Annotated in this window: 11 protein-coding genes; 9 read left to right on the top strand and 2 right to left on the bottom strand. The window is 42.7% G+C overall.

The genetic code is table 11. The annotated features are described in order from the left end of the window. The first annotated feature begins 141 nt into the window (after nucleotides 1-141). From AAFF35_RS10405 to AAFF35_RS10370, 8 genes are all read left to right on the top strand, one after another. Nucleotides 142-693 (top strand): sigma-70 family RNA polymerase sigma factor, encoded by a 552-nt coding sequence (locus tag AAFF35_RS10405; RefSeq protein WP_342332394.1) that lies wholly within the window; start codon nucleotides 142-144, stop codon nucleotides 691-693. Beyond that, nucleotides 690-1,871 carry a hypothetical protein gene (locus tag AAFF35_RS10400; protein WP_342332393.1) on the top strand — a complete coding sequence of 394 codons (1,182 nt, stop codon included), beginning with the start codon at nucleotides 690-692 and terminating at the stop codon, nucleotides 1,869-1,871. Before AAFF35_RS10405 ends, AAFF35_RS10400 begins: the two co-directional genes overlap by 4 nt. A gap of 105 nt (nucleotides 1,872-1,976) precedes the next feature. Beyond that, the gene (locus tag AAFF35_RS10395) at nucleotides 1,977-2,672 is read left to right on the top strand and encodes a hypothetical protein (RefSeq protein ID WP_342332392.1); all 696 of its coding nucleotides are present in this window, start codon (nucleotides 1,977-1,979) and stop codon (nucleotides 2,670-2,672) included. Nucleotides 2,673-2,761: 89 nt separating this feature from the next. Beyond that, nucleotides 2,762-5,125: a TonB-dependent receptor gene (locus AAFF35_RS10390; protein ID WP_342332391.1), complete on the top strand. Its 2,364-nt coding sequence runs from the start codon at nucleotides 2,762-2,764 to the stop codon at nucleotides 5,123-5,125. Between the two features lie 37 nt (nucleotides 5,126-5,162). Then, complete coding sequence (locus tag AAFF35_RS10385) at nucleotides 5,163-6,377, top strand: hypothetical protein (RefSeq protein ID WP_342332390.1); 1,215 nt, start codon at nucleotides 5,163-5,165, stop codon at nucleotides 6,375-6,377. Between the two features lie 66 nt (nucleotides 6,378-6,443). Further along, complete coding sequence (locus AAFF35_RS10380) at nucleotides 6,444-7,595, top strand: PepSY-associated TM helix domain-containing protein (protein WP_342332389.1); 1,152 nt, start codon at nucleotides 6,444-6,446, stop codon at nucleotides 7,593-7,595. Nucleotides 7,596-7,703: 108 nt separating this feature from the next. Then, nucleotides 7,704-8,009, top strand: coding sequence for a hypothetical protein (locus tag AAFF35_RS10375; RefSeq protein ID WP_342332388.1), 306 nt, complete (start codon nucleotides 7,704-7,706; stop codon nucleotides 8,007-8,009). 139 nt (nucleotides 8,010-8,148) lie between these two features. After that, the gene (locus tag AAFF35_RS10370) at nucleotides 8,149-10,383 is read left to right on the top strand and encodes a DPP IV N-terminal domain-containing protein (RefSeq protein WP_342332387.1); all 2,235 of its coding nucleotides are present in this window, start codon (nucleotides 8,149-8,151) and stop codon (nucleotides 10,381-10,383) included. A gap of 36 nt (nucleotides 10,384-10,419) precedes the next feature. Here AAFF35_RS10370 and AAFF35_RS10365 read toward each other — a convergent pair whose 3' ends face one another. Together AAFF35_RS10365 and AAFF35_RS10360 are read right to left on the bottom strand one after the other, a co-directional pair. Beyond that, the gene (locus AAFF35_RS10365) at nucleotides 10,420-10,956 is read right to left on the bottom strand and encodes a pyridoxamine 5'-phosphate oxidase family protein (RefSeq protein WP_342332386.1); all 537 of its coding nucleotides are present in this window, start codon (nucleotides 10,954-10,956) and stop codon (nucleotides 10,420-10,422) included. Nucleotides 10,957-11,153: 197 nt separating this feature from the next. Further along, on the bottom strand, nucleotides 11,154-11,423 hold the full coding sequence (locus tag AAFF35_RS10360) for a hypothetical protein (RefSeq protein ID WP_342332385.1): 270 nt from the start codon (nucleotides 11,421-11,423) through the stop codon (nucleotides 11,154-11,156). 49 nt (nucleotides 11,424-11,472) lie between these two features. On the opposite strand from AAFF35_RS10360, the gene AAFF35_RS10355 reads away from it, so the two are divergent. After that, on the top strand, nucleotides 11,473-11,982 hold the full coding sequence (locus tag AAFF35_RS10355) for a hypothetical protein (RefSeq protein WP_342332384.1): 510 nt from the start codon (nucleotides 11,473-11,475) through the stop codon (nucleotides 11,980-11,982). Nucleotides 11,983-12,005: the final 23 nt, after the last annotated feature.

The following is a 12,005-nucleotide window of genomic DNA, read 5'->3' as shown; positions in this document are numbered from 1 at the left end:
TTTCGGGAAAGAGAAAATAACGGGGAGCAATGATAATTTATAGGTTAAGTGCTCCGGAAAGATAAGGATCGCAATGGTATTTTTTTATTTTGAATAAATCTAAATAACACTACCTTTGGGACGAATTATAGACACAGGGGATTGTTAAACATTACAGATATAAATACCGAGAAAGCATCCTTTGCAATTACTGAGGAGACTTTTGCGCTTGTCTACAAAACCCATTGGAAAAAACTGTATTACCTCTGCTACCAAAAACTCCAGGATCAGGACCTCTCAAAAGACATGGTTCACGACCTGTTCAGGTCGATTTGGGAACGAAGGGAAACACTGGTCATTTCTGATTCTATTGAAAAATACCTGGTCAGGTCCATAAAATTTAAAATATCTACCTATTTTCGGGAGAAAATTCAGCAGGAAAGAAATCTTGAAGAGTCGATGCGCTATTGTAAGGATACCGATTTAGTGACTGAAAAACATGTGGCATTCAATTTCCTCACCAAAGAAATCGCTTCATTGGTAGAGAAATTACCCGAACGCTGCAAACTGGTTTACAGGCTAAGCAGAGAAAATGGGATGAACAATCGTCAGATTGCCTCCTCCCTGCTCCTCTCAGAAAAAACGGTAGAAAATCAACTGACAAAAGCACTTTCGTTCATCCGACAGCACCTCGCTGCCTATAAAAACGAATGAAAATAAAACGCCTTGCCTTCCTTTTTATCAGCATTTGCTTTATGGCCTGCCAGCCTAAGCACTCCGGAAGCACCAATTCCGGGGAAGCCCACAAATACGTCTTGCTGATTAACGGAGAAAAAGGTTCCAGAGAACAAGACAGGATGATCTGGTTGAATTCCCTTGATTCCCCTGAAGTTATCAATACCAGTCAGGGCACCGATATTTCTAATACTTTAGGGACCTACGTTATCATCAGAGATAGTTTCCTGATTAGCCTGGATAAAAAAACACAAACACTGAGTAAATACAATTATACAGCCGATCAGTTGGTTCCGGCAGGAGAACTACAGGTAAAAGGTTTTGATTTCATCTCCAATACGGTAGACCTGGGGGCAAATCAATTGTACATCAGCGGTCAGGGCGACAAAGACATGCACCTCATCATTGATCCTCAGCAGATGAAGCTGTTAAAAAAGGAACCCTGGAATTTCCCGGTAGCTAAAGATCAGTTTCGCTTTGAGACGTCTGTAAGTCTTCATCAGGACAAATTATATATTGGCTATAGCTCATTCGGAAAAGAATTTGACCATTGCAGTGATACCTCCTACCTCGCGGTCTTAGATTATCCGGCACTAAATCATCTCAAAATCACTAAAGATACCCGCACCGCATTCCCGGGAACCGGGGTCAATGGCCTGTTCGATTCTTTTATTGATGAGCATGAGGATCAATACCTGCTCAGCTCCCCTGTCTTTTACCATGGCAATCATCCTAAAGCGCCAACTGCTTTTTATAAGATCGCTAAAGGAGCAAATACATTTGACCAGGAATACTTTTTCAACCTCTCCTCATTAACTAAAGGGATGCATTTATTGGGCATCACCGCTGCAGGAAATGGACAGGTGGTCCTGGTAACTACCCCAATTCCGGCCACCGGTAAAACCGATTATTACATCGCCGATGTCTACAAAAAAACATTAAAGCTTTTACTAAAAGATCAGCAGTACCCTAATTTTATATGGGGAACGAGCGGGTTTTTCGATGGCAGCAAAGCCTATTTTGTGGTCAATGAAAAAGACAACCAGGCACAGGTCTATAGCTATGATGCTAAAAAAGAAGTGTTAAAAAAGGGAATCCTGATTAAAGGATCGGTCTCTTCAAAGTCCTCTTACCTGTTATTTGCACCTAAGATTTAGAACCAAACCAGGTTCCCCCATCTTACAAATCAGGCTCCCTACACCTTATTTAAAAAAAATCTAAATAAGGCGTAGGGGTAAATTCGTTTTCAATCTACTCTGTATATGATGGACGATAAGAATATCACAGCAGGGCTTTTAGAAAAGTATCATTCGGGTTTATGTAACGCCGAAGAAATACTTGCCGTTGAATCCTGGATGGAGGATGGAGAAGAAGAAATTGCTGAGGCCAGCCACTCCCTTTCCGAAGAACAGGAAATCGAAGCTTCCATATGGTCTGCCATCCACAGTTCTACGATCGCTAAAAAACAGCGGAAACCAGGTAAAAAGTTGAACATTTACCATTACGGCATTGCCGCCAGTATTTTCATTGCTTTTTCCGCGGTATTTCTTTACCATCAATTCTCTTTGCCAGGCAGGGAGAAAACATTTGTCAACCTCCATAACTTCGGAACCGATGGCATGGAGAAAAACATCGGTGGACTGATCCTGACTGCATTGCCAAAAAGCAATGTCCATGCCGTATTGAATACCGGCGTATACTCAGGAGACATCAGCTTCTGTGATGTTGTGCTCCTGAGAAATGAATCGAAGAAAGATATAGAACTCAAATTTGTGAGTGCATGTACTTCACAAGTACTGAAACCGAGAAGTTATACGCTTAAAAAAGGAATCACTTATGTTGCCTTGAAGGCAGACTGGAAATCACCGGAAATTATTGTCGTCGACCAGCGTTACCTGGAAGACCTTTTACCTTTAAATGTTGCCATGAGAATAAACAAGAAAATACAATCCATATAATACAGGTTTAACAAAAATGAACCGCACTGCTGGTAACAGTACGGTTCGGCCCGGAAACCGGGTGATCTAACGTTTGATAATTAAAATCAATGCAAATTAACAAAATTCTGCTGACGGGGCTCCTATGCGCCTTCCATTTCTTTACACTCGCCCAAAATGCAGCTCCATTGCGCATCAGAGGCAAAATTCAATCCACTGAAAATCAAGCCATAGAAGGCGCTTCAGTTCGCATCCGTACATTAAAATCCGGAACAGTCAGTGCTGCCGATGGCAGTTATCAGCTGTCAGTCAGCAAAACAGGCCAATACCTTATCGAAGCTTCCGCAGTCGGTTACCTGACCAGAAAACAAACTATCGAGATCAAAAACCTGGCGGAAGAGCAAAACTTTGACCTGATTTTGCAGAACGATGATCAGCAGATGCAAACGGTAAACGTGGTTGGAAAGACAGAGAAAAGAAAATTAGCGGAATCAGGATTCAATGTCAATGCCATAGAAACCAAAGCTTTGGCCAACTCTACTGCCGACCTGAATCAGGTGCTCAGCAGAAGTACCGGGATCCGGGTCAGAGAAAGCGGAGGCCTGGGCTCCGACTTCAATTTCTCTATCAACGGACTCTCGGGAAAACAAGTGAAGTTTTTCATTGATGGCATTCCTATGGAAAGTTTTGGCAATTCTATGTCGCTCAATAACATTCCGGTCAACCTGGCCCAGAGAATAGAAATTTATAAGGGTGTAGTACCTGTAGAACTGGGTGCAGATGCCTTAGGTGGTGCGGTCAATATCGTGACCAACCAGCAGGTGAAACAATACCTGGACATGAGTTACAGCTATGGTTCTTTCAATAGCCACAGGGCTTCTTTAAGCGGTCGTTATACCGATGCTAAAACAGGTTTCACGATCAATGCCAATGGTTTTTACAACTATGCGGACAATAACTATACGATGAAAGAGATCGAGGTTTATGACTATGCACAATCAAAATATGTAGAGAAAAACTTCAAACGCTTTAACGATGGATTTCGTTCCGGAATGGGGCAGCTGGAATTGGGATACAGAGATAAAAGCTGGGCAGATGTCTTGCTCCTTGGCATGCTCTACTCCTCTTCTTTTAAGGAAATCCAAACCGGTGCTACTCAGGAGAAAGTATTTGGGAAGGTTCATACTTATGGAGATTTCGCCATGCCAAGTCTAAAATACAAAAAGAATGACCTCTTCGTTAAAGGATTAAGCGCAAGCCTCTTTGCCACCTATGCAAAAGAGAAAAGCACCACGGTAGATACGGCAATATCAAGATACGACTGGACAGGAAATGTGATCGGTTATGATAAAAATTTCGGGGAACGGGATCAGCTCTCGATCTGGAAATACACCAATAACTTCGCCATCCTCCGCGCAAATATCGCCTATGTACTGGATGCAAATAACTCCTTCAGCCTCAACTATGCGCTCAGCGCAGGGCGCAGAAAAGCAATAGAAACATTGAAATCAGATCAGTCGGCCAATACGCTGGATGTTCCGAATAAACTGAACAAAGGTGTTTTAGGCCTTTCCTGGCAGAATCAGCTGTTCAATGAAAGACTCAGCACTTCCGTGTTTGCCAAGCAATATCGCCTGCATACCTATATCCGCGAAGCAAAATATTATAACGGAACAGGCTATGTAAAAGAAGAAGCAGAGAAAACGAAGAGCTATTATGGTTACGGAGTCGCTACCCGGTTCAAAATCACCGAAGAAACCGGGCTGAAAGCTTCTTATGAGCATGCCTTTCGTTTACCGGAAGTGGAAGAACTTTTTGGGGATGGCAATACCATACTTGCCACGCCAGGACTAAACCCGGAAGAGAGTGATAATATTAACCTCGGAATTTATGCTTCCAAACAAATCAACGACCATCATTTTGCCATAGAGGGATCTGCATTTTACCGGAAGGCGAAAAACTTCATCCAGCTTGAAGTCAGCAATATTTTCGCCAAATACAGAAATATCGGAAATACCCAGATCACCGGTTTGGATGGAGAAATCAGGTACAATTACAAAGACCTGCTTTCCTTCACGGTAAATGCGAGTTATATGAATGCGGTTAAAAAAGATCCGGCTGCGGCAACTAAAGAGGAAAGAATTCCAAACCAACCCTGGCTTTTCGGAAATGCAGATATTGGAATTGGAAAAAATGACCTGTTGGGTAAAGGCAGCAGGATTCAGCTGAACTGGTTTACACAGTATACCCATTGGTTTTACTTATACTGGCCAGACCGTGCCATTGCAGAAAGCAAGTCCAGAATTCCCGGACAAACCGTTCACAATGCCACCCTTACCTATTCTGTAAAAGAAGGAAAGTATAATTTCTCCCTGGAATCCAGAAACATCTTCGATACGATGGCCTACGATAATTTCCGTCTTCAAAAACCAGGAAGGGCCTTCTTCCTGAAGTTCAGATACTTTATCAAATAATAGAAAAATTAAAGAACAAACATAAAACAAGATCAAAATGAAAACGTCCAATAAAACAATGCGTGTACTTGCCCTTCTTGCGGTTACTGCAACATTGTCCTTCAGCGCCTGTAAAAAAAGTTCAAACCCGGAAGAACCAACTATTGATGTGCCAGCTGATGCCAATAAATTTGCCATTGTTGGTGGTATCAATAATCCAGCTTCATTGGTCCTGATGACCTCCGGTAATCTGAGTACAGGATCTGTAACCAGTATCGGACAAGGCACAGAAATCTCAGGATGGAGCCGTCTGTTCAAAAATGGTTTTTATTATAACCTTGCCAATAACAAATTCACTAAAAACAAACTGGAAAACCAACTCCCGAAAGAAGTAGGCTCCATGCCGGTTACCGGAAATGTGATGAACAGCTTCTGGTTAAACGACAATATCCTGCTGATCAGCGGAACCAGCTCCACCACTCCTGATGCGATCATGACTTATACGATCATCAATGTAGACAACATGACCATCCAGAAAACAGGTACATTTGGAAAACAGGCTTTACAACCAACAGATAAGGCTATTTATATCAGCTCCTGCTTTTTAAAAGGTGATAAAATGTATGTGACTTATGCCGTATTCAATTCAGATTGGGCGGCAACAGATGTTGCTTACCTCGCTTCTGCACCTTATCCTGCATTAGACAATGTGACCATCAGCACCGATACCCGCTCTACTTATCCGGGTTCTTTTGCTCCGATCACTCCGAACGCAGTAAACTACAACAATGATGTGTATATGATCACCAATACCGGCGATAGATGGGGAATAAATCCGAACAAGCCAAGTGCGATTTTCAGGCTAAAAAATGGGGAAACGGCATTCGACAAAGACTATTTCTTTGACCTGTCTGCCATTAGCGATGGGAACCGTGAGTATTATGGCCTTTGGGATTTAGGAAACGGAAAAGCCATCACCCGTATGGGTAGAAAAGACCTGTTGCTGGAATTTGAAGATTATACCAGTAAAGATGTTTTTGAGTATTACCTGATTGATGTGGTCAGCAAAACCAGAAAGAAACTGGACCTTCCTTTAGATCGTGGTGTACTGGTATCTCCGGTTTTTGTGGAAGCTGGAAAAGCGTATATCGCCATCTCTTCTGCTACTGCTGGTAAGTTCATCTGGACGTATGACATCGCTTCAGGAGGCCTGAGTAAAGGTCTTGAGGTGAAAGGTGTGGACTACATCAGTACCCTATCCAGACTTAAATAAATTCTTTTTTTTACAAGGTCGAAGCAGGAAAACCTGCTTCGACCTTTTTTATTGCTGTTACCTTTCATGTTTAGAAAAATCAACAACTGGCTGCACCTCTGGATGGGCCTGATTTCCGGAGTGATCATGTTTATCGTATGCCTGACCGCATGCCTTTTTGCGTTTAATGAAGAGATTCAGGACCTCATCTACCCTCCTGTACAAGTGAGCCATCAGGCAAAACCTGTCATTCCTCCTTCCAGAATCAGCACCATTGTAGCGGAACATTTCCCGGGAGAACCGGTTACGATGGTGACGTATAAGAAAGGCAGAGCGATTACTGTCATTGCGAAAAAATGGGACGATAATCCAATGTTTCTATTTCTTGACCCCTATAGCGGGAAAGTCCTGGAGCAACGGATCATGCTCAATAACACGACAAAGTTTTTCTATTTTATTGAAGAGGGGCACCGGACCTTATGGCTGCCCTGGGAAACCGGAAGGCTTGTTGTCAATTACGGAACCCTGGTGTTTGTCTTCCTGCTCCTAACGGGCCTCATCTGGTGGTACCCCAAGAAATGGAACAAGTCTACCAGAGACAAAAGCTTTAAAATCAAATGGAGCGCCAAATGGAAAAGGGTCAATATAGACCTTCACAATGTATTGGGTTTTTATTCCCTGATCTTATTGCTGATTCTTTCCTTAACAGGCATGATCTACGGACTTAAATGGTTCAGTAAAGGATTGTACTGGAGCACTTCCGGCGGGGCTTCACTCCCAGCCTGGAAAGCAACCCTGTCTGACACGACCAAAGTAAATTCCACGCTGCGCTTTGAACAGGCAATGGACCAGAGCCTGGACCTGACGATGACACGTTTTCCGAACGCAGAAGGCTATACTTACCGGACGCCAGACACCACAAACCACAGTTCAAGTATAGAGATTAATGTGATTGCGAGCCTGGGAAAAACCTATGCCGATCAAGCAGTATATTTCGACAGGCATACCGGCAAAGAGATTACAAAAGAAGCCTATTATGCGGCAAGCTTTAAAGAGGCCCCTTTTGGAACTAAACTAAGGCGGCTCAACTACGACATCCACCTGGGCCAGGTCTTGGGACTTCCCGGAAAGATCATTGCTTTTATTGTTAGCCTCATTGGAGCCAGTCTGCCGGTTACCGGATTCATCATCTGGTACAACAGAAAATTCGGGAAAAAGGGTAAAAAGAAACCCCGCTAAAAAACTTATTTATCGGCAAGTGTTGCATAACTTTAAGTTTTAACGTTCTATAGGATATGAAACCATCACTTATGATCGCTTCATCACCTTAAAGAAAAATATATACCAATGAAAAAACTATTAATCCTTCTTGCCGTTGGCTTTACTTTTGCCAGCTGCAGCACCACAAAACCTTCAGGAGATAAAAGCATGATTGAACTCAGCGGAAAAATCCAAAAACCAGGAATGACCACTTACCAATATGGCAGCCATACTATTCAGTCGGGCGATAAAACCTATGCACTGAAAAGCACAGCTGTGAATCTGGATACTTTTGAAGATAAAGAAGTAGTCCTTAAAGGGACAAAAGTACCAGGTTATCCGGTAGAAAATGGTCCTGAGCTGATCGAAGTAAAAGAAGTAAAAATCAAATAAGAAACAATAGGGTATCGGGTTTTTATTGCCCGATACCCTATTTCCTCCCCTCCCTAAATTTTATTTTATAAGATAATTTGTAAATTATAACATAAAACTATATTTTTAGTTATACGTTATTAAATTCAATATTATTCTTATGAGATCAAAGTATCCGTTATTAGTTGCACTTTTTATCCTCATTCAGATTACCCTGGTCAGCGCGCAGGGAAAATTAGGCGATTACCAAAATGCAGAGGCATTAAATGGCCTGATGCAAAAGAAAGTATACAACGTCGCGGCCAGTGTGCAGTGGCTGTCTATTGCGAAAAAATATTTTTATACCAGGAGAACTGCCCAGGGACTTGAATTTATAGTCCTCCACCCCAAAGGCTATCGTAAATCTCCCGCATTAGACCGGGAGAAATTTGCAAAGGCCCTGTCCGACTGGTCCAAAGAGAAAATCGATGCCAATGAATTGCCCATTTTATTACCGGTGATGAGCAGCGATGGCAAAGTGCTCAGGTTTAACTATAAAAAAGAGTCCTTAAATTGTGATCTGAACGCTTATACCCTTAGCAAAGTTCCTGCTCCTCCGGCAAATAATACTCCCCAGGGAAAAACGATCTCTCCTGATGGGAAATGGATTGGATATATTAAAGATTTCAATGTGTATATCAGTTCCGCAGCGGATTCGGCCAGGGCTTATCAAATGAGCAGCGATGGTTCCAGTGCCCATCATTATTCCCCACACCTCTTCTGGTCGCCTGATTCAAAAAAAATCGCCGCTTATAAGGTAAAAGGCCCAAAACACCGTTTAACTTACCTCATAGAATCTTCACCAACAACTCAGCTCCAGCCCAGGCTTCACAGCAGGGAATATCCAAAACCCGGAGATAGCGTGAATCAATATACACCATCCTTATTTCTCGTTGAAGGGAAACAACAGGTTCCGGTAGACAATTCCCTCATTCCTGATCAATACCACCTCACCGAACCTGTTTGGCGTAAGGATAGCCGTGCTTTCAGTTACGAATACAACAAAAGAGGGCATCAGCTATACTCCGTAATGGAAGTCGGCCTGACCGGAAATACCAGGGAAGTGATTCGGGAAGTAAGTAACACTTTTGTCAATTACAGTCGTAAGAAATACCGCTTTGACCTCAACGATGGCAAAGAAATCATCTGGGCATCTGAAGTAGATGGATGGAATCACCTTTACCTCTTCCATGCCAATGGCAAACTGAAAAATCAGATTACAAAAGGCGAATGGGTGGTCAGAAGGGTCATCAATGTCAATGAAAAAGAACGCAGCATCATTTTCGAAGGCAGTGGAATGGAAACAGGCCAGGATCCTTATTTTATACAATATTATAAGGTCAACCTGGATGGAACAGGATTACAAAAGCTGACCTGGGAGAATGGAAATCATGCCGCTACGTTCAACGAAAATTATTCGAATTTTATAGATGTTTATTCGAGAGCTGACCAGCCTGCAATTACTGTCCTGAGAGATGGAAAAACGGGAAAAGTACTTCAGGAACTGGAAAAAGCTGACATTACTCCTTTATTGAATACGGGCTGGAAACTACCCGAAGTTTTCAGTGCCAAAGGCCGCGACGGCGAGACCGACATCTGGGGAAAGATCATCCGCCCCCGCAACTTCGATCCGACGAAAAAATATCCGGTCATAGAATACATTTATGCCGGACCTCATGATTCTTTTGTCCCGAAAAATTTCATTGCTGACAGTCCCCTTGGTTTACATGAACTGGCGGAGCTGGGCTTTATCGTCGTGCAATGCGATGGGATGGGCACCTCAAACCGCTCTAAAGCTTTCCATGATGTCTGCTGGAAAAATCTAAAAGATGCCGGTCTGCCGGACCGCATTGCATTTATTAAAGCTGCCGGCAAAAAGTATCCTTATATGAACCTGGATAAAGTAGGAATTTATGGCAGTTCGGCCGGAGGACAAAGTTCTTTAGCTGCCCTCCTGTATCATCCTGATTTTTATAAGGTAGCGGTTTCCTCTTCCGGCTGCCACGACAACAGGATAGACAAAATGTGGTGGAATGAGCAATGGATGGGTTATCCGATTGGCCCCCAATATGCAGCATCCTCGAATGTAGAACACGCAGCACTGCTTCAGGGAAAGCTACTGTTGATCCTCGGCGAAATGGACGACAATGTCGACCCCTCTTCCACCATGCAGGTGATCAATAAACTCATTAAAGCAAATAAAAATTTTGATTTTCTAATGGTTCCCGGAATGGGGCACGCTCTTGGCGGAGATTATGGAGAACATAAACGCAGGGATTTCTTTGTGAAACATTTATTGGGTATTGAACCTCCGGAATGGAACTGGACGTCTTCGATTACTGTTCCTAAACTCTAACCGAGGCTGTCTTCCTCCCATTCCGGGAGGGTTATGCTACAATTTCAACTTACCTTCTATGGAATCATCCAATGTTTGGCCCGTTACCATACCCAAGAGCATCTTTACACCGGCAAGAAGATTGCCGTGTTTATTGTCCCAATAGTATCCCTCGGCGGGCTGAACTTTGATCAAAGAAATCCTCGGATCATCTTCACCTTCAGTGAACCAGGTTTTCATTACCGGACTCCACAGTTCTTTAATTTTTGACTTGTCGCCGGAAAGTGTTGCTGTTCCGCTGAGGTATAGAAAATCCGAATGTTTAGACCCTTGAAAATAAAGCTTCACCTGGGGATCAAGCGCAATTTCCTGGTTGGTATGGCTATCGCTGGCACTCACGATCCATAGATTTCCTGCTTCATCCACCTGCTGAACGCTCATCGGCCTTACTCCTTCTGACGGGCCGGTAGCAGGCGCTGTGCAGAAAAAGCAAACGTCTGATTGACTGATCAATTCTTTAACTTTTTCTATAGCGTATTTTCCAGTCAGGTTTTCCTGATTCTCTTCCGGCTGATTCTCGTTAATGCTGTTCATAAGATATATTTTTAGGATTTTGACTGGTATATCAACAAGTCAAAGCCTTAAAATGTTCTGTATAGCTCCTTAACAGGCTTTGATTCCATTACTGGCATTGATTTTAAGATATTCCTTCACTGCTTCCATTTATTAAAACCTTCCAGACTTTTAAGCCCGTATGGATAAAGACCTTGCAGGCACCGGCAAAGATGGCTTCAAAATTTAAAGGATAAAACAAGTTCTGTACAAGTGTGATTGACCATGTTCATCGCATTAATTCGGTTTAACAAGAGGTTCTTTCTTCTGAAGCCGACTTTTTTCTTTGCCCTGTGCTGAGGTATTCTCAGCCCGTGCTGAGCAACATGATCAGCGCGATAAATAAAATCGGGGAGAACAAATCCTGAAGTGCGGAGGTCCTTACTAACGCTGGTCTGCGATAAACTGCTGTATATCGACTCACCTGCCCTTTCCGTCGTTGTTTTCATTTTTGATGTTTCGGCTCAGTTATCTTTATGGATATCAAAAAAACAGCCCATGAAAACATTTCTTTGTATTTCCCTTATTGCCATTGGTTGGAGCACAACAATTTCGGCGCAACAAATTGATCCTCAAAGCCGAAAAGAGCTGGAAAAGATAGTAGAAGATTTCAGAAGCAGCATTATAGAAAAAGACAGTGTTAAATTTTACCGGTTATTTCATGAAGCTCCTGTGGTTTGGATAGGTGTAGATAAAGAGAAAAGCCATCAACATTTCCTGAGTAAAAATAAAAACCTGAAGAACAATTTCTTCAAAGACAGTCCTGCAGGTTTTATCAGAGGAATTGTTTCAGAACCGGGAGAAGAAGAGGAAAAGTTTTATAATGTAAAAATCGAGGGTGATGAGCGCATTGCTGCCATCACCTTTGATTATAGCTATTGGAGCAATAAAAAGAAACAAAACTGGGGCAAGGAAAGCTGGGCTTTAATCAGAGCAAATGGACAGTGGAAAATTACAAGCGTTCTGTTTTCCGTGGAAATGGAAAATATCGCTCCGGAACCGGACTGAGTTAGAGAAAACGCGTGTCCGCT

The organism is Pedobacter sp. FW305-3-2-15-E-R2A2, from assembly GCF_038446955.1.
Taxonomy (GTDB): Bacteria; Bacteroidota; Bacteroidia; order Sphingobacteriales; family Sphingobacteriaceae; genus Pedobacter.
This window is presented reverse-complemented; position numbering and strand designations above follow the sequence as displayed.

Coding starts and splice junctions, on each gene's coding strand:
- AAFF35_RS10400 (WP_342332393.1), top strand. CDS start 690: ATGAAAATAAAACGCCTTGCCTTCCTTTTTATCAGCATTTGCTTTATG.
- AAFF35_RS10395 (WP_342332392.1), top strand. CDS start 1,977: ATGATGGACGATAAGAATATCACAGCAGGGCTTTTAGAAAAGTATCAT.
- AAFF35_RS10390 (WP_342332391.1), top strand. CDS start 2,762: ATGCAAATTAACAAAATTCTGCTGACGGGGCTCCTATGCGCCTTCCAT.
- AAFF35_RS10385 (WP_342332390.1), top strand. CDS start 5,163: ATGAAAACGTCCAATAAAACAATGCGTGTACTTGCCCTTCTTGCGGTT.
- AAFF35_RS10380 (WP_342332389.1), top strand. CDS start 6,444: ATGTTTAGAAAAATCAACAACTGGCTGCACCTCTGGATGGGCCTGATT.
- AAFF35_RS10375 (WP_342332388.1), top strand. CDS start 7,704: ATGAAAAAACTATTAATCCTTCTTGCCGTTGGCTTTACTTTTGCCAGC.
- AAFF35_RS10370 (WP_342332387.1), top strand. CDS start 8,149: ATGAGATCAAAGTATCCGTTATTAGTTGCACTTTTTATCCTCATTCAG.
- AAFF35_RS10365 (WP_342332386.1), bottom strand. CDS start 10,956: ATGAACAGCATTAACGAGAATCAGCCGGAAGAGAATCAGGAAAACCTG.
- AAFF35_RS10360 (WP_342332385.1), bottom strand. CDS start 11,423: ATGAAAACAACGACGGAAAGGGCAGGTGAGTCGATATACAGCAGTTTA.
- AAFF35_RS10355 (WP_342332384.1), top strand. CDS start 11,473: ATGAAAACATTTCTTTGTATTTCCCTTATTGCCATTGGTTGGAGCACA.